General features: G+C 56.1%; 21 protein-coding genes. 10 read left to right on the top strand and 11 right to left on the bottom strand.

Annotated features, from left to right (window positions below; all coding sequences use genetic code 11):
* Positions 1 to 165: 165 nt before the first annotated feature.
* The 6 genes from B8991_RS20060 to B8991_RS20035 all read right to left on the bottom strand — a co-directional run bounded on the left by B8991_RS20060 (position 166) and on the right by B8991_RS20035 (position 3,844).
* A complete protein-coding gene (locus tag B8991_RS20060) occupies positions 166 to 966 on the bottom strand; it encodes a DUF1217 domain-containing protein (protein WP_084355067.1) in 801 nt (266 codons plus the stop codon).
* The gene (gene flbT, locus B8991_RS20055) at positions 963 to 1,367 is read right to left on the bottom strand and encodes a flagellar biosynthesis repressor FlbT (protein WP_084355066.1); all 405 of its coding nucleotides are present in this window, start codon (positions 1,365 to 1,367) and stop codon (positions 963 to 965) included. Before flbT ends, B8991_RS20060 begins: the two co-directional genes overlap by 4 nt.
* A complete protein-coding gene (gene flaF, locus B8991_RS20050; protein ID WP_084355065.1) occupies positions 1,364 to 1,729 on the bottom strand; it encodes a flagellar biosynthesis regulator FlaF in 366 nt (121 codons plus the stop codon). Before flaF ends, flbT begins: the two co-directional genes overlap by 4 nt.
* Before the next feature lie 89 nt (positions 1,730 to 1,818).
* Positions 1,819 to 3,027, bottom strand: a complete 1,209-nt coding sequence (locus B8991_RS20045; RefSeq protein WP_084355064.1) for a flagellin N-terminal helical domain-containing protein — start codon at positions 3,025 to 3,027, stop codon at positions 1,819 to 1,821.
* A 198-nt stretch (positions 3,028 to 3,225) separates the two neighbouring features.
* The gene (locus B8991_RS20040; protein WP_084355063.1) at positions 3,226 to 3,576 is read right to left on the bottom strand and encodes a hypothetical protein; all 351 of its coding nucleotides are present in this window, start codon (positions 3,574 to 3,576) and stop codon (positions 3,226 to 3,228) included.
* Positions 3,569 to 3,844 carry a rod-binding protein gene (locus B8991_RS20035; RefSeq protein WP_084355062.1) on the bottom strand — a complete coding sequence of 92 codons (276 nt, stop codon included), beginning with the start codon at positions 3,842 to 3,844 and terminating at the stop codon, positions 3,569 to 3,571. The genes B8991_RS20040 and B8991_RS20035 overlap by 8 nt, the downstream gene beginning before the upstream one ends.
* A 114-nt stretch (positions 3,845 to 3,958) precedes the next feature.
* Here B8991_RS20035 and B8991_RS20030 point away from each other — a divergent pair, with 114 nt between their 5' ends.
* The 3 genes from B8991_RS20030 to B8991_RS20020 all read left to right on the top strand — a co-directional run bounded on the left by B8991_RS20030 (position 3,959) and on the right by B8991_RS20020 (position 6,580).
* On the top strand, positions 3,959 to 5,344 hold the full coding sequence (locus B8991_RS20030) for a flagellar hook-length control protein FliK (RefSeq protein ID WP_084355061.1): 1,386 nt from the start codon (positions 3,959 to 3,961) through the stop codon (positions 5,342 to 5,344).
* A gap of 9 nt (positions 5,345 to 5,353) precedes the next feature.
* Positions 5,354 to 6,019, top strand: a complete 666-nt coding sequence (locus B8991_RS20025) for a flagellar hook capping FlgD N-terminal domain-containing protein (protein ID WP_084355060.1) — start codon at positions 5,354 to 5,356, stop codon at positions 6,017 to 6,019.
* 381 nt (positions 6,020 to 6,400) lie between these two features.
* The gene (locus B8991_RS20020; RefSeq protein WP_179141562.1) at positions 6,401 to 6,580 is read left to right on the top strand and encodes a hypothetical protein; all 180 of its coding nucleotides are present in this window, start codon (positions 6,401 to 6,403) and stop codon (positions 6,578 to 6,580) included.
* A gap of 107 nt (positions 6,581 to 6,687) precedes the next feature.
* On the opposite strand, the gene ubiB is transcribed toward B8991_RS20020, so the two are convergent.
* Together ubiB and ubiE are read right to left on the bottom strand one after the other, a co-directional pair.
* Complete coding sequence (ubiB, locus tag B8991_RS20015; RefSeq protein ID WP_084355058.1) at positions 6,688 to 8,220, bottom strand: 2-polyprenylphenol 6-hydroxylase; 1,533 nt, start codon at positions 8,218 to 8,220, stop codon at positions 6,688 to 6,690.
* A 3-nt stretch (positions 8,221 to 8,223) separates the two neighbouring features.
* The gene (gene ubiE / locus B8991_RS20010; protein WP_084355057.1) at positions 8,224 to 8,976 is read right to left on the bottom strand and encodes a bifunctional demethylmenaquinone methyltransferase/2-methoxy-6-polyprenyl-1,4-benzoquinol methylase UbiE; all 753 of its coding nucleotides are present in this window, start codon (positions 8,974 to 8,976) and stop codon (positions 8,224 to 8,226) included.
* 86 nt (positions 8,977 to 9,062) lie between these two features.
* Between ubiE and mutM the strand changes: the two genes are divergently transcribed.
* The 7 genes from mutM (at position 9,063) to gyrB (ending at position 18,268) form a co-directional block, all read left to right on the top strand.
* Complete coding sequence (gene mutM / locus B8991_RS20005; protein ID WP_084355056.1) at positions 9,063 to 9,914, top strand: bifunctional DNA-formamidopyrimidine glycosylase/DNA-(apurinic or apyrimidinic site) lyase; 852 nt, start codon at positions 9,063 to 9,065, stop codon at positions 9,912 to 9,914.
* A 64-nt stretch (positions 9,915 to 9,978) separates the two neighbouring features.
* Positions 9,979 to 10,755, top strand: coding sequence for an enoyl-CoA hydratase (locus tag B8991_RS20000; RefSeq protein ID WP_084355055.1), 777 nt, complete (start codon positions 9,979 to 9,981; stop codon positions 10,753 to 10,755).
* Between the two features lie 375 nt (positions 10,756 to 11,130).
* Positions 11,131 to 11,394, top strand: a complete 264-nt coding sequence (gene rpsT, locus B8991_RS19995; protein ID WP_084355054.1) for a 30S ribosomal protein S20 — start codon at positions 11,131 to 11,133, stop codon at positions 11,392 to 11,394.
* Between the two features lie 514 nt (positions 11,395 to 11,908).
* Positions 11,909 to 13,285: a chromosomal replication initiator protein DnaA gene (dnaA, locus tag B8991_RS19990; RefSeq protein WP_084355053.1), complete on the top strand. Its 1,377-nt coding sequence runs from the start codon at positions 11,909 to 11,911 to the stop codon at positions 13,283 to 13,285.
* 148 nt (positions 13,286 to 13,433) lie between these two features.
* A complete protein-coding gene (gene dnaN / locus B8991_RS19985; RefSeq protein ID WP_084355052.1) occupies positions 13,434 to 14,552 on the top strand; it encodes a DNA polymerase III subunit beta in 1,119 nt (372 codons plus the stop codon).
* Between the two features lie 61 nt (positions 14,553 to 14,613).
* Positions 14,614 to 15,723 carry a DNA replication/repair protein RecF gene (recF, locus tag B8991_RS19980; protein WP_084355051.1) on the top strand — a complete coding sequence of 370 codons (1,110 nt, stop codon included), beginning with the start codon at positions 14,614 to 14,616 and terminating at the stop codon, positions 15,721 to 15,723.
* 127 nt (positions 15,724 to 15,850) lie between these two features.
* Positions 15,851 to 18,268 carry a DNA topoisomerase (ATP-hydrolyzing) subunit B gene (gene gyrB / locus B8991_RS19975; RefSeq protein ID WP_084355050.1) on the top strand — a complete coding sequence of 806 codons (2,418 nt, stop codon included), beginning with the start codon at positions 15,851 to 15,853 and terminating at the stop codon, positions 18,266 to 18,268.
* Positions 18,269 to 18,924: 656 nt separating this feature from the next.
* On the opposite strand, the gene B8991_RS19965 is transcribed toward gyrB, so the two are convergent.
* The 3 genes from B8991_RS19965 to B8991_RS21615 all read right to left on the bottom strand — a co-directional run bounded on the left by B8991_RS19965 (position 18,925) and on the right by B8991_RS21615 (position 20,512).
* A complete protein-coding gene (locus B8991_RS19965) occupies positions 18,925 to 19,362 on the bottom strand; it encodes a hypothetical protein (RefSeq protein ID WP_084355048.1) in 438 nt (145 codons plus the stop codon).
* Positions 19,363 to 19,440: 78 nt separating this feature from the next.
* The gene (locus B8991_RS19960) at positions 19,441 to 19,854 is read right to left on the bottom strand and encodes a hypothetical protein (RefSeq protein WP_084355047.1); all 414 of its coding nucleotides are present in this window, start codon (positions 19,852 to 19,854) and stop codon (positions 19,441 to 19,443) included.
* A gap of 496 nt (positions 19,855 to 20,350) precedes the next feature.
* Positions 20,351 to 20,512, bottom strand: a complete 162-nt coding sequence (locus B8991_RS21615; protein ID WP_179141561.1) for a hypothetical protein — start codon at positions 20,510 to 20,512, stop codon at positions 20,351 to 20,353.
* Between the last annotated feature and the right edge of the window lie 459 nt (positions 20,513 to 20,971).

Below are 20,971 nucleotides of genomic sequence, written 5' to 3'. Positions count from 1 at the left end.
ATAATCTCCGACATGACCGTCCTCCTTTGTGGATCATCGCAGACCCACCTTGGCACAGAGATGCCGTCGGGGGGCGGTCACATCATCAAAGCCATGCTGAATCCGGCCTTCAGAACCAGATCGACTTACCGTCAATTCGACCCACCAGATGTCAGGCCTGAATAACTAGTAAATACGGGAAGATTGAAGCAAGGAAAGCGCTATCGTTCCAGCTTGACTTACGGGCTGATTTTTAATTTGTGCACGTAAAAGAAACGTTTCGACGATTTTATTCACGCTCGCAGCGTCAGACAAATCCTTTAGGTTTGACGTCCCGAAAGAACGTTCTGTCTTTTCTTTAAACGTCTCAAGCTGCTTGTCGATGTCCAGAGAGCCAAAATCGCTTGGCAAACCAAGTGCGGTCTCAAACACCGCTCGAAGGGCCGTCGTCCCCATTATTTGGAACCATTTTGTATCGTTACCCGACGTAGAGCTGGCTATTTCCGGCAACCCACGGGAAAAGTTCAAAGCCAATCGCATGTCATCATCTTGTTCGCCGACGGCAACTTCAAAAGTCTGGCTTTGGTATTTCTGTACGATTTCTTGAGGAAAGTCAGACAACTTCGTTCGCGGCGTATCAAAATCTCCGAAGCCAAATGCCTTCGCAAATTCTGAATACCGTGAGTCCGACAGTTTGTTCGCCAAGGATGATGGGTCTAAGGTGCCTTCTTCCAAGACTTTTTGCACTAAAAACTTGCTGTCGATATCGTCGGAAAGCCCAAACGCCCCTAAAGCGATTCTTAGAAGTCGCCTATCGGATACTAGCTGCTCTGCCGTATCAACCTTTCCAATGTGTTCTTTAAAGTAGTCTGTGTCCCGCTGGATCGTGACAGAGTTGGCATGGGTGTTCTTCTGCACTGCCAAAGTTCTTTCCAGAAATTTCCAGCCGGATAGGCCTGTGGTAGGAATGACGGGTTGATAGGTCATGGTTGATGTGCCGCAAGCAGTCGGTCCTCTCGAGGAATAAGTGCTTTCAAGGCGCGAAGGCACTGATAGAACTGCTGACGCACCAGCGCGTCAGTTGCTTGGCCGAGAATTTTGCGACTATCGCCGTCAGTCAATATTTGGCTGAGCTCTTCGATTCTTCGCAAGAGTTGGTGTTTGACCACTTCAGGTGCCGCATCACCAGTCAAAACCAATTGAGCGGAATAGCAAATTCGTCGCACGGGCGTTGTTGCATCGTCGGGATGTATCGCATCACGAAGCCTAAGGATATTGGCATTTGGTGACAGGATGGTAAATCGGCTTCTTCGGTCGCCATTTTCGACAACAGCGCCATTAATAAGCAATCTTTCCTTGGGTCCAAGTTTTAGCACCAGTCCGGTCATCGCTGTGCTCCTCCGTTGCTAAGGCCCTTCAAGATCGCAGCGTTGATTTGCAATAGCGGCGCAACGCCAGCGTTACCTTTAAGCACCTCACCGGTGTGGCGCTGTGTAAACTCAGCAAGATACACGATCTGGGCACGCAAAGATGGAGGCAGCTGGTTTCCATCTCCCGCCACATCGACCGCCAGTGCGGTCCATAGTTTTCGATTGTCGTGCAGCGCCGATGCCAGTTCCGCAAAGCCCGCACTGCCCTTAAGTGCCGTTGCGCGAATTCGGTGCGTCACCTTCGCGATGATCTCATATTCAGTGCTACGGGCGGTACGTGTCGACGATGCCGAGTTTGAGTAGGCGCGTTGGGCCAACATGTGAGCGTTCACGTCACATCCTTCCGAAAGTTGCAATGTAGGGGGTCATTGGGGTGCGGAGGCCGTTGAAGCGGCCTCCGCAAATCAGTTTAGCGGAAAAGCGACAGCAAAGACTGCGGTGCTTGATTGGCAATCGAAAGCGCTTGAACACCAAGTTGCTGCTGTACCTGTAGCGCTTGAAGTCGCGCGGACGCCTCTTCCATATCGGCATCCACCATGGCACCGATGCCGGATGTCAGAGAATCTGTAAGATTCGAGATGAAATCAGCCTGGGTAGAAATCCGCCCTTCTACCGAGCCGAAGGCAGCAGCAGCTTCAATTGACGTGTCAATGAGGGTTTCGACAGCGGCAAGCGCAGCGGTCGCGCCCCCTGCGGTTGAAACGTCGATACCTGCCAGCGCACCAAGACCGCCCGAACCTGCGTTGGTAAACTGGCCGCTGACAGACAGGTCGACAGCGCCGGCATTGGTGAAGTCAAGCGTTCCGGGGGTGCCGCTGTCGTAATCGACAGTCAAACCAGCAATATTCAGATTGTCGATCTTTGACTTTAGCGCAACAGCGACCACATCAGCAGTCGTTGTCGACGCGGCGTCGTCAGCAGTAACCGTGTAGGAAACCGTCTCTCCGCCGACGGTCAGTGCAACCTTATCACCAGCTGCAAAAGGCAGACCGTTCTCAGCAATTTCAACCTGTTCGTTGCCGCCCCCGGCGTCCAATGCGAAGGCAACTGCATCACCGTTGCCGGACGAACCAGTCGAACTACCCGAGAAAATATCATTGGCGGTATAGCCGCCCTGCGACAGGTCTTGTGCAGCTACTGTGATCGAAGAGGCAGTAACATTGCCAGCGCTGTCGCGATCAAGCGAAGACAAGATCGAAGCACCGCCGCCGCCATTAACGAGGTTCAAACCATTGAACTGCGCCGCACCAACGACGGATGCAATCTGATTTTTAAGCGCTGTAACGTCGTCGTTGATCTTATCTCGGTCGACGTTGTCTTCCTGTGCGGCGACGATCTTGCCCTTCATCTGAGTCAGTAGATCAGTGATCGTTTCAGATGCCTGCCGTGCTACTGCAACAGTAGATTCGCCAAGCGACAGACTGTCAGAGATGGCTTTGAAGCCCTTGACGTCCGACTCCATGACTTTCGAGATCGCCCAGATCGCCGAGTTGTCCTTGGCGCTCGCAACATTTTTGCCTGTTGAGATCTGGCTTTGTGTTTGAGCCAAGCCAGAGTTGATGGATTTCAGAGTTTGCAGCGCGACCATCGCGCTGTTGTTTGTCAGAATGCTAGACATAGCATTTCCTTTTCTCAAATAGGGTCTTTAACCCGTTCAAACATGTCGCGGTTATCCGCGTCGAAAGCGCCATTCTGACTATTACAGCCCGGTCGCTCCGGTCACTGCGCCACCCCATCGGATGCTCGGCTATCTTGTGCGAATGATCCCTAATGGAGCGCTAATAACATCAAGCTCTTATGCGCGATTTTATTGAAATTACGCGCGTTTCTCGATACGGCTTTGGTTCGTGCTGTCGAGGGCGGACTTGCGACCAGATTGATCGTAGGTTTCAAGCGATCTGCGAATCCTGCGAAGACTGCCCAGCCGATTGGCAACTGAACGAATCCCCAAAAGCGCACGATCGAGCAGGATTTGATTTCTTGCCAGTTTTTGTTGCAGTCTTGTGATGTCTGAAACGTCAGCGCCACTCAAGCTGGCAATCAGTGTCTCTTTTTGTGACACCATTCTGCCAATCTGATCCAGATCTCCGGACAGCAACGCCTCTCGCTCTGCATTCAGCAGATCATCCAGCGCATCCCGCACATCGTCTATATTATTTTCAGCCATCTTGACGTTCCTTCAATGCGTGAAAAATTGTTTCGGCCAGGCCGATGCCGCCGGATTGCGTGATGGCTCTGGCCTGCTCCATCCTCAGAAATGATGAAAACTGCGCTTCTCCAGCACCTCCTCCAAAGCTGTCGGGAGCCTCTGCCAAGCCGGCTGCTTTTAACATCTCGGACAGAAACTGAGCCTCCAGCTCACGGGATGCTGCCATCAAGGCCGTATCGCCGGGCGAAACCGAGATACTGCGGGGGTGAATTGACTGAACCAACATTTAAAGATCCTAAGTATGGTCTGATTAACTTCGATTTGATCCGACAGCGGTAAAGATGCGGTAACTAAAGTCCGTAATAGTGGTGCAGTGACAGAAACTGTCGGGAGCTCAGGAATGCTAGAACATCCGTTCTTGCGCTTTAATGGCGCTACAGATGACAATCATTTGGTCAAACAGAAGCGGGAGACGCCCAAGTCTGATTTCAAAACGTTTTTGGAAACAACCATCAACAAAGCGGTGCGTAGGCCGGATGAGACTCCATCTTCAGACGTCAAAAGCTCTGAAACGAAGGCCGACCTACGCAGTGACGAGGAAGCGAACGACGAAAATAGTGCTGGTGTACAAGGTGCCCTGACGGAGGACAGCACTGCTTTCGAAGAATTTTCTACAGAAGGCACGGTCGGCGCTGGTTTTTCAGCGGCAAAAGGGGCGGAGCATTCTCAGCGGTTGGCGGTATCCTTGGCATCTCGTGACAGCAGTTCAAAACCGCCAAACGGGGAAAAAGAGGCTCAGGGCCTAAATGCAGAAAAAGACGGCAAATCAGGGACAAATGCGGCCTTGGGGACAGATGGTAAGAGCAGGGTGGCGTTAAGCCGCGGTGCCTCTGCCGACGGTTTGATTTCGTCGCCCAACGTGCCCGGCCAAAACCCAACAAACAGAATCGATGCGCCAATCGCAGCCGAGATGCTGTCTGCGATGCCTGGCAGCTCGGGATCATTGCAGCCGCTTCTTGCGAGGCAAGGTTTGGTCGGCCAGACGACCAATGGGTCGAAGGTACCAGGGAGTACCGAATCTGATGGGAAAACCGTGATTGCCAAAAAAGAGCAGGTTAACATGGCTGAAGGAGGCGATGTTAGGGTCCATCCAGCGGCATCGCGCGTTGACAGTTCGATCCGTCATGCGTTCAGGGGCGCTGTGGCATCTCAACATGGTACCGCAGGCTATTCGTCTGGGATGACTTTGGCGCAAGAAAGATCTGATTCTCCTGTGCAGGTCACTGAATCAATACTGGAAGTCGAGTTTGATGCGGCGATTAAACAGCAATCAGGCGAGGGTCCTTACACCACGCCAATTCAGGAATTGGGTCGGAAGGCAGCGACCCAGGCCATGTATCGTCCGGAAAATATTACACGGCAAATCGTTGAGGCGATCCATCGAGCCGCCGACAACCGGGTTGAGATCCGCTTGAACCCGGATGAGTTGGGGCGTGTGCAGATCCAGATGACGACGACGGAGGCGGGCATCGTAATGTCTGTAATCTCTGAACGCCCGGAGACGACAGAACTGTTGCGACGCCATATCGATTTGCTCGCGCAAGAGTTCGAAGGGATGGGATATTCAGAAATGGAATTCACATTCAACGATGAGCGCTCAAGCGGTGAACAGCATAGCAGGCCGAATCATGCAAGCCCTGCCGAAAATCTAACAAACACCATGCAGAATCAAGGATCTCAGGAAGCGGCGACAATGGCCCTTACTGGGATAGATATAAGGATTTAAAGGAACCCGATGGACACAGTTACAACGCTTCCGCCCGCATATTCCGCATCATCTGGCACCGCACAAGCAACAGCGAGTAAGCCAACCCTCAGTTCAGATTTTGAGACATTCCTGCGCATGCTGACCGCACAAATGCAAAATCAGGATCCGCTGAACCCGGTCGATTCGACGGATTACGCCACACAATTGGCGACTTTTTCGTCAGTTGAACAGCAGGTGCTGTCTAATGATCTTCTGCGCAACATATCGTCCGCCCTTAATGTAGGAGGGTTGTCTCAACTGTCCGGCTGGGTCGGAATGGACGCACTGTCAGACGCGCCTGCCTATTTCACAGGCACGCCCGTTTCTGTGCGGCCAGAGATGCCGGAGGACGCCAGCAGGGTAGAGCTGGTCGTCAAGGATGACACCGGCGCAGTCGTCGCGCGGCAAGACATTACCGGCGAAGAAGGGATTATTGAGTGGGCGGGTAAAACTGAGTCAGGACAAGTGTTGCCTAGAGGCAATTACGAGTTCGAGGCGATCGCAACCGGAGCAGACGGCGACACTGACACGCTTCCGGTTTCAGTCTATGCGCGAATCGTCGAAGCGCGAACAGTCTCTGGTGGAGTCGTTCTTGGGTTGGCGGGCGGTACAGAAATAGCATCTGATGAAGTCATTGCGTTACGGTCAGCCTGAGGGTTGGTAGATTGTCGCTTCTTGCAAGTGCGATCCATCTGTGAATTTGGCATGGAAGTGACCTGCATGACTTTTCTGACCGATTGCTCAGGCGACCTTGCAGAGTCTTTGCTTCGCCCGCCATTGCCCATGGCGAAAAACACACGCTCCTGAACACGCAAGCAAACTGGTTAGTTTTCCTCTTGGGTGTATAAGCCTTTTATCATTCAACGTAACCTTGTGGTGTTGCCTGAATGTCGCGATGCTGCAATCCAGAGAAAACATGCCTGATCGACTATAGAAACAGGTTTGAACGACGATCACATCATGTATAAGATGAAAGCATGAGGTGCTTTGCGCCCCTAAAAGTACAGTCTGGAGAGAATTATGAAAAAGTTTTCGATGATCGTCGCAGTCGCAGCTGTTGCCGTTTCGACCGCTGCTCCGCTGGCTGCTGAACCCGCAGCCGTCGACAGCGATCCCTTCGTCGCCACCCAAGGCCTGTCGGCCGTTCCGGCGCTCGGCATTGTTGCCGGCGTTGCCGCAATCGTGGTGATTGCAGCATCCTCATCGGGCACCTAAACCCTTCGAGCGGATCTGAATGTGAAAGCGGCGGCCCATGGGTCGCCGCTTTCATTTTGTCGGACAACTATGGGTCAGTGACTCAGGGTACACATCCTGAAACGCGATCAGAATACGGCTTGGATTACCAAGGTGGTTCCGATGCCGATGGTCAATCCCAGCACCATCCAGATTGACCGTATGCGCCCGGTCCGAGGTTTTTCGACAGGTGTCGGCTCTGACTGACGGATAAGCGCTGCTTCAACCAATCCCGGCAGCCGAGGTCCAAAGCGGGCCATGACCTTCGCCGTCCGGGCCAGATCGCGCGCCACTGCACGAGGCCCGATGGACTGTTTGATGTAATCCTCGACAACCGGTTTGGCGACTTCCCAGATATTCATCTGCGGGTTGAGTGACCGTGCAACGCCTTCGACGACGACCATCGTGCGTTGCAGAAGAATCAACTCGGTGCGGGTTTCCATCCCGAAACGCTCGGTCACCTCAAACAGGTAGGACAACAAGCGGCCCATCGAGATCCGCGTTGCGTCCATGCCGAAAATCGGTTCGCCAACGGCGCGCAGGGCGCGGGCGAACTCGTCCACGTCCCGGTCAGCAGGAACGTAGCCCGCCTCGAAATGCACCTCGGCGACACGTTTGTAATCACGACGAATAAAGCCGAACAGAATTTCGGCATAGACCCGGCGCGTATATTCATCGATATGGCCCATGATCCCGAAATCGTAGGCGATGATATTTCCGTTCGGAGCAACCTTCAGGTTGCCTTGATGCATGTCTGCGTGGAAAAAACCATCGCGCAGGGCGTGTTTCAGGAAAAGTTGCAGCGCTCTTTCGCTGATCGCGCGGCGGTCATGTCCGGCGGCGTCAATGGCCGCGTTGTCGCCCATCGGGACACCTTCCGCCCAGCCCAGGGTCATCACGCGACGGGCTGACAGGGACCATTTGACCTGAGGTAATTCAAAGCCTTCATCGCCCACCGTATTGGCAGCAAATTCGGAAGCGGACGCCGATTCCAGGCGCAGATCAAGCTCGCCCAGAACCACGCCTTCAAAATGGGTGATGACCTCCATCGGGCGCAGGCGGCGCGACGACGGGGACAGAAGTTCGACCATGCGCGCCGCAAAATAAAACGCGTCGATGTCCTTGCGAAAGGCTTTCTCGATCCCTGGACGCAAAACCTTTACGGCGACGGTTTCGCCGGTTTCAGCGATACGGGCCTTGTGAACCTGCGCAATCGACGCCGCCGCCACCGGTTCGCCGAATTCTGAAAAGATGGTGTCGGCCGGGATTTCCAGCTCCCGCTCAATCTCTGCCTTTGCCAAAGCGGTCGAGAAGGGCGGCAGCTTGTCTTGCAGGACACGCAGTTGCACAGCAAGCTCGTCGCCGACAACATCCGGCCGCGTCGACAGAACCTGCCCGAACTTGATGTAGGCAGGGCCAAGAGCGGTCAGTGCGCGTGTGGCGGGCGGCATGGACGGATCGCCCTTGTAGCCCAGCCACTTGAATGGCCAACCCAAGGCGCGCGCGGCAATTCGCAACGGGCGCGGCGCGTCGAACGCGTCAAGCACGACGCCCATTGCGCCCGTGCGTTCCAGGGTGGCGCCGGTCCGGATCAGGCGCCAGATGTTATGGGGTCCGCGCATGGTCTAGATTTTCCAGCCGGAATGCAGGCAGGCCACGCCCATTGTCAGATTGCGGTATTTTGCCTGTTCGAAGCCAGCACCCTGCACCATGCCCAGAAAACTCTCTTGATCGGGAAAGCGCCGAATCGATTCCACCAGATATTGATAGCTGTCGCGATCTCCGGCAATCATCTGGCCCAGACGCGGGATGATGTTGAACGAGTAAAGATCGTACACTTTCTGCATCATGTCATTGGGTATTTGGCTGAATTCCAGCACCATCAGGCGACCGCCGGGACGCAGAACGCGGAACGCTTCGGCCAGGGCATCTTGTGGGCGGGTCACGTTCCGGATGCCGAAAGAGATGGTGTAGACGTCAAAACTGTTGTCGGGGAAGGGCAGGGACATCGCGTCGCCCACAATCCAATCGAGGCTATCGGCCATCGCTTCGGCCTCGGCGCGTTTGCGGCCTTCGACAAGCATGGGTTCGGTCAGGTCCAGAACGGTCGCCTGCCCTTGGCCTGCGCGCTTGAGAAACCGAAAGGCGATATCCCCGGTGCCGCCGGCAACGTCCAGCAACTGTTGACCCGGCCTTGGTGCCAGCCAATCCATCATCGCGTCTTTCCAGACCCGGTGGATGCCCATCGACATGGCGTCGTTCATCACGTCATATTTGGACGCAACAGAATTGAAGACGCCCTGAACGCGTCCGGCCTTTTCGTTTTCGGGAACGGTTTCAAATCCGAAATGCGTGGTTTTCTGAGTGTCCTGGGTCATCGGGCCTTGTGATCCTCGTGTGTGACCCTTCTTATAGAGCGCCGCTCCGCCGTTACAATGCGACCCTGCCGACAGGAGACACCCCGATGCCCGAATTGCCCGAAGTCGAGACAGTCCGCCGCGGCCTGTCCCCCGCTATGGAAGGTGCGCGGATCGCAAGGGCGCAGGTCAACCGGCCGGACCTGCGCTGGCCGTTTCCGCCCGATATGTCCGCCCGGCTGACCGGAACTCGGGTCGAGCGGTTGCGGCGGCGTTCGAAATACATTCTTGCGGATCTGGATACCGGCGAGTCGCTGTTGATCCACTTGGGCATGTCGGGTCGGATGTTGATCTCGGGCGATCCGTTGGGAATATTTGCGCATGAGCATCCGGCGGCGGAAAAACATGACCATGTCGTGTTCGACATGGATAATGGCGCGCGTATCACTTTCAACGATCCGCGACGCTTTGGTGCGATGGACCTGATGCCAACCGCCACGGCGGATCTGCATCCCTTGTTGGCCAAAATCGGACCGGAGCCGTTGGGAAACCAATTCTCTGAAAATCACCTGATCGGGGCGCTTCGGGGGCGGAACATGCCAGTGAAATCCGCACTACTCGATCAGAAGATCGTTGCGGGGCTTGGCAATATTTACGTTTGTGAAGCGCTGTTTCGGGCAGGAATATCGCCAATGCGCAAGGCGGGCAGGATCGCGGAAAAGCGTGTCGCACGTCTGGTTCCGATCATCCGAGATGTGTTGTCAGAGGCGATCGAGGCGGGCGGCTCATCCTTGCGCGATTTCCGACAGGCAGATGGTGAGTTGGGGTATTTTCAACACAGGTTTGGTGTTTACGGTCGCGAAGGTTTGAAGTGCCGAACAGAAGGCTGTGAAGGGTCCGTCAAGCGAATCGTTCAGTCGGGACGATCCTCTTTCTTCTGCGGGCAATGCCAAAGATAACTTGATTGACCGGCCGCAAGTGGTAAGAAATCGGGTCTGAACGGAACAACCGAAAGCAGTTTTCATGGCCTATGAGACGATCATCGTCGAGGTAGAAGACCACATTGCCACTATCAAGCTGAACCGGCCGGATGCGCTGAACGCGTTGAACTCGCATTTGCTGAAGGAATTGGTGAAGGCCCTGAAAGAGGCTGACGGCAATGAAAAAGTGCGGTGCATCATCCTGACCGGCTCTGCCAAGGCATTTGCGGCGGGCGCGGATATCAAGGAAATGTCGGAGAAATCCTATGTCGACATGTTCCTGTCCGATTACTTCGGAACTGAACATGAGCAGATGATGCGAATCCGCAAGCCGATCATCGCAGCGGTCGCCGGTTATGCCTTGGGCGGCGGGTGCGAATTGGCGATGATGTGTGATTTCATCATCGCGGCAGATAACGCGAAATTCGGCCAGCCCGAGATCAACCTTGGTGTGGTTGCGGGCCTTGGCGGCACGCAACGTCTGACACGGTTCGTGGGCAAGTCAAAGTCAATGGACATGCATCTGACCGGCCGTTTCATGGATGCTGACGAGGCCGAACGATCTGGTCTGGTAAGCCGGGTCGTTCCGGCCAAGAAACTTATGGAAGAAGCTCAGGCGAGTGCCGCCAAGATCGCTGAAAAATCGGTGCTGACCTCAATGGCCGTGAAAGAATCTGTCAACCGCAGCTACGAGACATCGCTTGCAGAGGGTATTTTGTACGAACGTCGTCTGTTTCAGTCCATGTTTGCCACCGAGGACCAGACAGAAGGCATGTCGGCATTTCTTGAAAAGCGCGCAGCGCAGTTCCGAGACAGGTGATCGGCTGCCCCCGAAAGCCAGGTGCTTGATAGAATTGGTTGGAGCGGGATGGCGTCGGACGCTGTTTCGGCTACGCCGAAAGCCGTCCCGCCCGCCATCCCGCATGCGGCGCGCGTTGGTTGGAATGGGGCAGCGGGGTCGCGGCGTGTCGATTGAGGTTTTGCCAGGGCAGTTCGGGCAAACTTTCAATCGAGCATTTGTGGCTGCGGTGTTTCTGGTTGGGAAATGGGGTTTCCAACGCCGCTCAAGCAGTCTATAGGACGCCGCTACATGCGCGTGATGCCCGCTCTGGCAAGAATCGATCCGATCGGCTGTGCCGTGATGTGGGTTTCATGACGCGAAGAATTTTGGAACCTGCAAGCTGGGAATACACACATGGCCAATTCGCCTCAGTCGAAGAAACGCGCAAAGCAGAACGAAAAGCGTTTCGCAATCAACAAGACGCGCCGGTCGCGCATCCGGACCTATTTGCGTAAAGTCGAAGAGGCGATTGCCTCTGGCGACAAGGACGCAGCAACAGCCGCATTGCGTGCAGCACAGCCAGAACTGATGCGTGGCGTCACCAAGGGCGTGTTCCACAAGAATACCGCGTCGCGCAAAATGTCGCGTCTGAGCGCCCGGGTCAAATCGCTGGCCTAAGCCGACCTGACGCATTGTTTGATGAAGGCACCGCTGCGCGGTGCCTTTTTTCGTGTTGTGGCCCGCCTGCATAGGGGTCAGAGATTCTTTTCGTGTTTAATGAGAGTCAAGATCGAAGAGCGGTTGCCGCTGACGGTGCGCAATTGGTAGTTTGTTCTTGCGAGTCACATCGCTGGGGGGACAGGCGAAGGCAGAACATGCCAGGGGTCGAGTTTAAGGCTCTTGCATTCTGCGTTCCTACGTCAGCTGCCAAAAAGGTGGCGTAGAGCTAGGGGGTATTACCCCTCAAGCCAGTCCAGTAATTGCGCGCGTGTCGCGGTCATGAATGTACTGCCTTGCCGGATTTGGGACTCTGGCGATGCTTGTCATGGCTGTATCATGCGTGTGAAAACAGTTCGTGTTCCGTTGCTGTTGCGGCAATGGGGACAGGAACTGTTTGCCCGGATGATATGGCCGTCCGCCGCTGCCGCGGTTGGTCGACGTTGGGAGATGGCATGAAATGGGGCCGGTATAAATGACACTGGAACAATGGGGCGCGTTGCAGGACAGTCTTTGCCAGACTGTGGGAAAAAATAACTATACGAACTGGCTAAAGCCGCTGAAATTCTCCGGGGTGCAGGACGGCGTGGCAAAGTTCCATGTGCCCACTAACTTTCTGGGCAGCTACGTTTCGCAGAACTTTGGCGAGCTTATTCTGGCCAAACTCTCGACCGAGTCGAGCAGTATCCGGCGCTTGCAATTCGAGGTGGCACCGCAGGGAGCACAGAACGCGTCGCGCCAGCCCACCACGGCACGGCCGGAACTGGCCGTGCAGTCCAAAGATGCGATGGCACCTGGCGGAGGCGACACATTGCCGGGCGCGCCGCTTGATGCACGGTTTACGTTCGATACATTCGTTGTGGGCAAGCCCAACGAATTGGCCCATGCCGCCGCGCGCCGGGTTGCAGAAGGCGGTCCGGTAACTTTCAACCCGCTGTTCCTTTATGGGGGGGTCGGGCTTGGCAAGACGCACCTGATGCATGCCATCAGTTGGGAACTTCGCGTGCGCAGTCCGCAGATGAACGTACTTTATCTTTCTGCCGAACAATTCATGTATCGTTTTGTTCAGGCCTTGCGCGATCGCAAGATGATGGACTTCAAAGAAATGTTCAGGTCAGTCGATGTATTGATGGTTGATGATGTTCAGTTCATCGCCGGCAAGGATTCCACGCAGGAAGAGTTCTTTCACACATTCAACGCGCTGGTGGATCAGAACAAGCAGATCATCATTTCCGCAGACCGGGCACCGGGCGAGATCAAGGATCTGGAAAACCGCATCAAATCGCGGCTGCAAAGCGGCCTTGTGGTGGATCTTCACCCCACCGACTACGAGTTGCGCCTTGGTATTCTGCAAACCAAGGTCGATGGGCATCGCCTGCAATATCCGGATCTGGAGCTTGAATCCGGCGTGCTGGAATTCCTTGCGCTGCGGATCTCGACAAATGTGCGGGTACTCGAAGGGGCGTTGACGCGATTGTTTGCGTTTGCATCGCTGGTGGGCCGGCCGATCACGATGGATCTGACCCAGGATTGTCTGTCCGACGTGTTGCGCGCTTCGGAACGAAAAATCACCATTGAAGAGATTCAGCGCAAAGTGTCCGAGCATTACAACATCCGTCTCAGTGATATGATCGGACCGAAACGGGTGCGCAGTTTTGCGCGTCCGCGGCAGGTGGCGATGTATCTGTGCAAGCAGATGACCAGCAGATCGCTGCCTGAGATCGGGCGTCGCTTTGGCGGGCGTGACCACACCACGGTTATGCATGGGGTCAAACGTATCGAGGAACTGAAGGTTCAGGATGGTCAGATTGCCGAGGATCTGGAATTGTTGCGCCGGGCTCTTGAGGCCTGAAATCGCAGCACATCTGCATCAACGGGCGTCCCGATCCGGCGGACGCCCTTGACGACCCGAAAAATCCAATGGACAAACCAACAAAGCGCTTGGAACCACCTGTGGCTGCGGCTACCGTGTGTATCCCGGTAACGCGGAGGGTCGAGGAATGAAGTTCAGCATGGAACGCGCCACATTGCTAAAGGCAGTGGCGCAGGCGCAATCGGTGGTAGAACGCCGAAACACCATTCCGATCCTGGCGAATGTGTTGATAGAGGCCGAAGGCGACACGGTCTCATTCCGCGCCACCGATCTGGACATCGAGGTTGTCGACAAGGCCTCTGCTCAGGTTGAACGTGCAGGCGCAACAACTGTGTCTGCCGTCACTCTGCATGAAATTGTCCGCAAGCTGCCGGACGGCGCACTGGTTTCACTGAGCGAAGAGGGTGCCACCGGGCGGCTGACGGTCGAGGCGGGACGGTCGAATTTCAGTCTTGCCACACTGCCCAAAGAAGACTTTCCGGTAATGGCGACGTCGGAATATGCGGCTAACTTCTCGGCAGAGGCGCAGGTGTTGCGGCGGCTGTTCGACAAGTCGAAATTCGCAATCTCCACTGAAGAAACACGATATTACCTTAACGGTGTCTATATGCATGTCGCCGATGGCGAGGATGGCAAAGTGCTGCGATGCGTCGCGACCGATGGCCACCGTCTGGCCCGGATCGACGCGCCGCTGCCGAAAGGTGCCGAGGACATGCCGGGCGTGATCGTTCCGCGTAAGACCGTGGGCGAGATGCGAAAACTTCTGGAAGACGACGAGATGCAGATCGCCGTCTCGGTTTCCGAGACCAAGGTGCGGTTCGCCACGCCGGAAATTACGCTGACCTCCAAGGTGATCGACGGGACATTCCCCGATTATACCCGTGTGATCCCGCAGGGAAATACCCGCCGGATGGAGGTTGACGCCTCCGATTTTGCCCGCGCCGTGGACCGTGTTGCGACAGTTTCTTCCGAACGCTCGCGCGCAGTAAAGCTTGCACTGGACGAAGACCGCTTGATCCTGTCGGTGAATGCACCCGATAGCGGTGCCGCCGAAGAAGAGCTGGTCGTGGCCTACGCGGATGAGCGGCTGGAGATCGGGTTCAACGCCAAGTATCTGCTGGAGATCGCCAGCCAGGTGGATCGCGAGAATGCCGTTTTCCTGTTCAATTCCTCCGGGGATCCCACTTTGATGCGGGAAGGCAACGACACCAGCGCCGTCTATGTGGTCATGCCCATGCGCGTTTGACGGCAGGGCGCGCGCTATCCTTGCCTGAAGTCGGGGCTGCCGATGGTGCAGTGCAGCATCCATGACGAGCCTCTATCTGGAAAAGCTCACACTCTCGCATTTCCGGTCGCACAAGCGCGCGGTGCTGGAGGTAGATGCCCGGCCCGTGGCACTGTTTGGGACGAATGGGGCGGGCAAGACCAATATCCTCGAAGCGATCTCGCTGTTCTCGCCCGGCCGTGGATTGCGACGCGCCTCTGCCGAAGAGATGACGCGACGGCCGGAAGCGCTTGGCTGGAAGGTCACAGGACTGCTTCACAGTTTGGCCAATGTCCACGAGGTCGCGTTTCAATCGCAAGCCGGCAACCCCCGACAGGTCCGCGTTGACGAAAAGGCCGCGACGCAAACGACATTGGGGCGCATTGGACGGGTGCTTTGGCTGGTGCCGTCGATGGATCGGCTTTGGATCGAAGGCGCAGATGGGCGCAGGCGGTTTCTAGACCGGATGACGCTGTCATTTTTCCCCGGCCACGCCGAAGCCTCGCTGGACTATGAAAAGGCCATGCGGGAGCGCAATCGCCTGCTCAAGGACATGGTGCGGGACGCCTCCTGGTATGCCGCGCTGGAGGTCCAGATGGCCGATACCGGTGCTGCGATCCACGCGAACCGGATTGCCGCCCTGGCAGAATTGCAGGGGGCGCAGGACGAAGCACAAACCGCATTCCCGACCGCAGATCTGGAACTGATCCAGTCGGAGGGGGGCATGCCGGAAACGGCTGCCGACTTGCGTGATGCGCTGGCTACAGGACGGCAGCGCGACATGGCCGCAGGGCGCACGTTGATCGGGCCACATCGCGCCGATATGGCAGCAACCTTCGCGGCCAAGGGCGTTCCGGCCCGCGATTGTTCGACGGGCGAACAGAAGGCGCTGCTGATCTCGTTGATCCTTGCTAATTCCCGTGCACTTGCCCGCAGTTTTGGCGCGCCGCCGCTTTTGCTGCTGGACGAGGTTGCCGCACATCTCGATGCGAACCGCCGTTCTGCGCTGTATGACGAGGTCTGCGCGCTTGGTGCACAGGCCTGGATGACCGGCACAGGGGCAGAGCTTTTTTCAGAACTGGGTCCCCGCGCACAGCGTCTGGAAATCAGCGAAACCGACGGGGTTTCTCAGGTGCTGCGCCACGGCGATTGAGGGTGCTGCACACGCAGCGGTTGTGATGTGTCATTTGACGCCGTCAAACCACCAAATCATGTGTCAATCGCGTGACAATGCCCCCAATGATAGGTATAAAATGCGCAAAATACCAAGGAAGGCCGGCATGTCCGATACCGAGCAAGAACAAACAGCCTATGGCGCAGATTCTATCAAAGTTCTCAGGGGCTTGGAAGCTGTGCGCAAACGGCCCGGCATGTATATCGGTGACACCGATGACGGCTCTGGTCTGCATCATATGGTATACGAAGTCGTGGACAACGGGATTGACGAGGCGCTCGCCGGTCATGCGACCAAGGTTTCGGTAAAAATACATGCCGACAGTTCGGTTTCGGTCCGCGACAACGGCCGCGGCATCCCGGTTGATATTCACGACGAAGAAGGCGTGTCTGCGGCAGAGGTCATTATGACCCAGCTTCATGCGGGCGGAAAATTCGACCAGAACTCGTACAAAGTGTCAGGCGGCCTGCACGGGGTTGGCGTCTCGGTCGTGAACGCTCTCAGCGATTGGCTGGAACTGCGCATCTGGCGCAACGGCAAAGAACATTACGCAAGGTTCGAGCGTGGCGATACGGTCGAACATCTGCGCGTTGTCGGGGATGCGAATGGCGAAAAGGGGACCGAGGTCCGCTTTTTCGCGTCGCTCACCACATTTTCGAACCACGATTTCCAGTTCGACACGTTGGAAAAACGCCTGCGCGAGTTGGCCTTTCTGAACTCTGGTGTGCGGATCGTGTTGGAGGATGAACGTCCTGCCGAACCTCTGCGCAGCGAGCTGTTCTTCGAAGGCGGTGTGCGCGAGTTCGTCAAATATATCGACCGGTCCAAATCGCCCGTCATGCCGGATCCGATCTACATGACCGGAGAGCGGGATGGCATCGGCGTTGAGGTGGCGATGTGGTGGAATGACAGCTACCACGAAACCGTTCTGCCCTTTACCAACAACATTCCACAGCGCGACGGCGGCACCCATATGGCGGGCTTTCGTGGGGCGCTGACGCGGACAATCAACAACTACGCGCAATCTTCTGGCATCGCCAAGCGCGAGAAGATCAGTTTTACCGGCGACGATGCCCGCGAGGGGCTGACCTGTGTCCTGTCGGTCAAGGTGCCGGACCCGAAATTCTCCAGCCAGACCAAGGACAAGCTTGTATCGTCAGAGGTGCGCCCGGCTGTCGAGGGTCTGGTCAACGAGAAGCTTGCCGAATGGTTCGAGGAAAACCCGAACCAGGCCAAGCAGATCGTTGGCAAGATCGTCGAGGCCGCAATGGCGCGCGAAGCCGCCCGAAAGGCGCGGGAACTGACCCGGCGCAAGACGGCGATGGATGTGAATTTCCTCGCCGGCAAGCTCAAGGATTGTTCCGAAAAAGACCCTTCCAAGACCGAAGTCTTCCTGGTCGAGGGTGACTCGGCTGGCGGGTCCGCCCAGACGGGGCGTGACCGGCGCACACAGGCGATCCTGCCACTGAAAGGCAAGATCCTGAACGTCGAACGCGCGCGATTTGACCGGATGCTGGGCAGCCAGGAAATCGGCAACCTTGTCATGGCGCTTGGCACCGGGATCGGACGGGATGAATTCGACATATCGAAGCTGCGTTACCATAAGATTGTCATTATGACCGACGCTGACGTTGACGGGGCGCATATTCGGACGCTTCTGCTGACGTTCTTCTATCGGCAGATGCCGGAATTGATCGAGGGGGGTTACCTCTACATCGCCCAGCCGCCGCTATACAAAGTGGCGCGTGGCAAATCCGAGGTCTACCTTAAGGACCAGGCCGCGATGGAGGAATACCTGATCCAGCAAGGCGTTGAAGGCGCGCTGCTGCGGCAAGGCAATGGCGAAGAAATCGCCGGTCAGGATCTTATTCGCGTGATCGAAGAGGCACGCCAATTGAAGCGCGTGCTTGATGCTTTCCCAACGCATTACCCGCGTCACATCCTTGAACAAGCGGCCATCGCGGGCGCTTTCGTGCCCGGAGCGGTCGAATCTGACCTTCAAGGCGTTGCGGATACGGTTGCAAAGCGGCTGGATCTGATCGCTGTGGAATACGAACAAGGCTGGCAAGGGCGCATTACGCAAGATCGGGGCATACGTCTGGCACGCATTTTGCGTGGCGTTGAAGAGGTGCGCACCCTCGACGGGCCGATGCTGCGATCGGGCGAGGCCCGCAAGACGGGCAGTTTCACGCAAAGCCTGCAAGCCGTCTATGACCTTCCCGCCACATTGGAACGCAAGGATCGGCGACAGTTGATCCATGGGCCGCTGGACCTGTTGAAAGCGGTTCTGGACGAAGGCGAGAAGGGACTTTCCCTGCAACGCTACAAGGGGCTTGGCGAAATGAACCCGAGCCAACTTTGGGAAACAACACTCGATCCCGATGCGAGAACGCTGCTTCAGGTCAAGGTCGATGACATGGCTGAGGCCGACGACCTGTTTACAAAACTGATGGGCGACGTCGTCGAACCCCGCCGCGAGTTTATCCAGCAGAATGCATTGAGCGTTGAAAACCTCGATTTCTGAGTCAGTGTAGGATTGCGTGTAATCGTGCGCGATGCCCAAAGGTTTGCGCGATTTGCGAATAAGTTTGCGTCATCGCAAACGTGGGAACTGAGCAAGATAAACAAACCAGCGGTGCAATCGAGGGATGAGCATTCAGCGGGACAATTTTGAAACCCCTAGGCAAGGGTGCATAACTTGCCTCTATCGCTTGTCTTCAAAGTGGGAGCTATGCCCGAAAGTTGGTGGCTGTTATGACGACAAGCTAATTTTGGCCATTTCACAAGTTAAGGGCGGCTATTGATGGTAATCGCGCCGAATGGAAGACTCGAACCATCCTACCATGGATTTGAAGTCTTGAATTGATATAGGTGCGATTGGCTGTCCCCCAAAATAAAAGTGTGAACTTTTTTCCTCTACAATGCAGTGTGACCTGGCAGGTCGGTGCAGCGATAGATCTTGGTAAGCCCGGCCTTCGCCTGATGACACTGAGCTTGGAGAACAAGAAAGAAGGCCGCGGGGATGCCCGCGGCCTTCTTTTCCGTATCAGGTTGAGGTTTTACTGCCTAAGGGAGGCTGTCGACCATTACCTGGTCGGCGTCCCCAGAAACTGCCACCTGATGTAAGTCGGCTGGCAGCTTGTTACCGCACCGTCATGGCATGACGGGTGCGGGGCGGCCTCAGGCGGCCCTGCAGCGTGCGATTTGGGCCTCTGCGTCGATGCGGGCAGCGAGCAGATCGCGCATCGCGAGGATCTTCCGGAAGTGTGTCCTGATCACCCTGAGGCACTCTCCGCTGTGTGACAGGATCGGCACCACCGTCACCCGCCCGATCGCGCCCAGGTCAGGATCATTGGTTCCGTCGAATGCATTGCGGTGTCCGAGCGTCTCCCCTGCGATGGAAGCGTCGAGGATGTTGTGCACAAGACGGATAGCCTCCGCAGCGGTCGACGAGAGCGGCCCATCCTGGCGCAGATCGACAAGGGCGCGCAACAGGGTATTCAGGCCTGTCGCCTGCAATCCTGCGACATTGCGATCGACCTCCTCGTGCAGGAAGTCGAGTTCCAGCAATGTCTTCGCCAGGAGATCTTCGAGCGTCAGTTGATTGTAATATTTCATCTACCATTTCCTTTTTTCTCGTCGCGCAGAAATGCGCAGCACTCATGTCGTCGAACCCGAAGGCGTCGGCGAGGCATGTCAGGCGGCGCTCTGGACGGACAGGGAGAGCGCCAGGGCTTCGTGTTCCTCGTCCATTTTCCCGATCTCTTTCAAAAGATCAAAGAGCCGATCCGTGAGCAGACAGATCTGCTCGACTTCAGGGCCGGCCGGATCCAGCAGGAGTCCTGCCGACATGTCGGGCTCCATGTCGCCGATGATGGGGTCGAGGGAAAGAAAACGGTGCAGATCGATGAGCCTGCGCCGGATTGCGCGATCGAGACGGAAAGCCTCGCGCAGATCGGACATCAGACGCAACACGCGCCCAGTGCCAGCATTGCCACCGATCAGGCCGGCGGCATTTGCCAAGGCTGATCCGTGCTCAATGAAATGAGCGCGCGTGGCGGCGAGTTGGCGGTCCGCGGACAGGGTCTTCGTGGGCAGTGGATACAACATGGTTTTCCTCCTTTGGTCCTATGTTGTCGATCTATCATTCGTGACAGCTTCAAGCCTGTCCGTTTGTCGGAGGTAGAAAGGGCTGGTTGATCTCCTTTATTTTGATTCGGGTTGAATGTTAGCCGTCGCCCTGTTGGAAGTGACATTGGTCGTTTTGCTCGGGGGCGAAGAAAATAAATTCAGATTTTTATGGATTCGCTGGAAATCATTGCGCTTACCCGGTCTCACAAAAACGGGTGAAAGCGATGACGACAGAGGCGAGGATCTTCTCGGTGGAGCTACTGGGACCGAGTTCGAACACCATATTTTCTGTACTTTCCGAGTGGGAAGGCTATTTGCGGGATCAGCCATAGAGATGCGGCCCTGCTTTTTTCCACCTCCGTCCACGATGCAATCAATAGTTACTCGGCGGGAACCTCGGCGCTCAAGACGCCGGCCTTTGTACCGGCAGGTTGGAGGTGCTGCTGACCTATTTGGACTGCCCATCGCAATATCATCACAATTTGGATCGCTTCCGCAGATTGCCACGAGCGAGATGGAGAGGCGACCCCGCCAGTAGGCAAGGGAGTTCTGCGTGCAGAACTTCGAGGCCGATGTCGGGAAACATGATGGCTTCCTCAATATCCGGGTTTCCGACATTTTCGAGCATCAGCAGCATGTGCGGACGCACGAGTTCGGTCTCGAGCGACCGCAAAAGTTACGTAGACTCTGCGAAATCGACCATCACGCTAAGGCAGCGGCAATGGGCTACGCACCGGCCCGAACGTGTTGCGAATGATCACCTTTGCGCCGGTAGTCGACATAGCGGGCAGGACCAGTATTTTCATTATCGTAGCTCAAAGTGATAAACTCTCGCGTCGGCGGAGTCATGGGACTGGGATTTCGTTTGGGTCAAATTACCGGCGAACTTGGAGAGCCCATGGTCCGGATCGGTATCGTACCGCTCGACCCGAAGTTGCACAGAGTTTCCTTGAAAGGACTGACGTAGCAAGAAATATCTGTCACAGATATGCTGATGTATGGTATGCGCCGTCTCGGCCCCATTGGTGTTTCGCTTGCGGTGGGGTGCTCGGCTCATTCTGCTGACGTTTTTGCCTTCGTGAACGCTCAGAATGAG

The organism is Primorskyibacter flagellatus (assembly GCF_900176485.1).
In the GTDB taxonomy this organism is placed as follows: domain Bacteria; phylum Pseudomonadota; class Alphaproteobacteria; order Rhodobacterales; family Rhodobacteraceae; genus Primorskyibacter; species Primorskyibacter flagellatus.
The sequence above is the reverse complement of the archived record's forward strand: the minus strand, read 5'-3'. Positions and strand labels throughout refer to the sequence as shown.

Coding starts and splice junctions, on each gene's coding strand:
- gyrB (WP_084355050.1), top strand. CDS start 15,851: ATGTCCGATACCGAGCAAGAACAAACAGCCTATGGCGCAGATTCTATC.
- B8991_RS20025 (WP_084355060.1), top strand. CDS start 5,354: ATGGACACAGTTACAACGCTTCCGCCCGCATATTCCGCATCATCTGGC.
- B8991_RS20000 (WP_084355055.1), top strand. CDS start 9,979: ATGGCCTATGAGACGATCATCGTCGAGGTAGAAGACCACATTGCCACT.
- dnaA (WP_084355053.1), top strand. CDS start 11,909: ATGACACTGGAACAATGGGGCGCGTTGCAGGACAGTCTTTGCCAGACT.
- mutM (WP_084355056.1), top strand. CDS start 9,063: ATGCCCGAATTGCCCGAAGTCGAGACAGTCCGCCGCGGCCTGTCCCCC.
- B8991_RS20045 (WP_084355064.1), bottom strand. CDS start 3,027: ATGTCTAGCATTCTGACAAACAACAGCGCGATGGTCGCGCTGCAAACT.
- flaF (WP_084355065.1), bottom strand. CDS start 1,729: ATGTTGGCCCAACGCGCCTACTCAAACTCGGCATCGTCGACACGTACC.
- B8991_RS19960 (WP_084355047.1), bottom strand. CDS start 19,854: ATGTTGTATCCACTGCCCACGAAGACCCTGTCCGCGGACCGCCAACTC.
- ubiE (WP_084355057.1), bottom strand. CDS start 8,976: ATGACCCAGGACACTCAGAAAACCACGCATTTCGGATTTGAAACCGTT.
- B8991_RS20040 (WP_084355063.1), bottom strand. CDS start 3,576: ATGGCTGAAAATAATATAGACGATGTGCGGGATGCGCTGGATGATCTG.
- B8991_RS20060 (WP_084355067.1), bottom strand. CDS start 966: ATGACCTATCAACCCGTCATTCCTACCACAGGCCTATCCGGCTGGAAA.
- rpsT (WP_084355054.1), top strand. CDS start 11,131: ATGGCCAATTCGCCTCAGTCGAAGAAACGCGCAAAGCAGAACGAAAAG.
- ubiB (WP_084355058.1), bottom strand. CDS start 8,220: ATGCGCGGACCCCATAACATCTGGCGCCTGATCCGGACCGGCGCCACC.
- recF (WP_084355051.1), top strand. CDS start 14,614: ATGACGAGCCTCTATCTGGAAAAGCTCACACTCTCGCATTTCCGGTCG.
- B8991_RS20020 (WP_179141562.1), top strand. CDS start 6,401: ATGATCGTCGCAGTCGCAGCTGTTGCCGTTTCGACCGCTGCTCCGCTG.
- B8991_RS21615 (WP_179141561.1), bottom strand. CDS start 20,512: ATGCTGCTGATGCTCGAAAATGTCGGAAACCCGGATATTGAGGAAGCC.
- B8991_RS20035 (WP_084355062.1), bottom strand. CDS start 3,844: ATGTTGGTTCAGTCAATTCACCCCCGCAGTATCTCGGTTTCGCCCGGC.
- flbT (WP_084355066.1), bottom strand. CDS start 1,367: ATGACCGGACTGGTGCTAAAACTTGGACCCAAGGAAAGATTGCTTATT.
- dnaN (WP_084355052.1), top strand. CDS start 13,434: ATGAAGTTCAGCATGGAACGCGCCACATTGCTAAAGGCAGTGGCGCAG.
- B8991_RS20030 (WP_084355061.1), top strand. CDS start 3,959: ATGCTAGAACATCCGTTCTTGCGCTTTAATGGCGCTACAGATGACAAT.
- B8991_RS19965 (WP_084355048.1), bottom strand. CDS start 19,362: ATGAAATATTACAATCAACTGACGCTCGAAGATCTCCTGGCGAAGACA.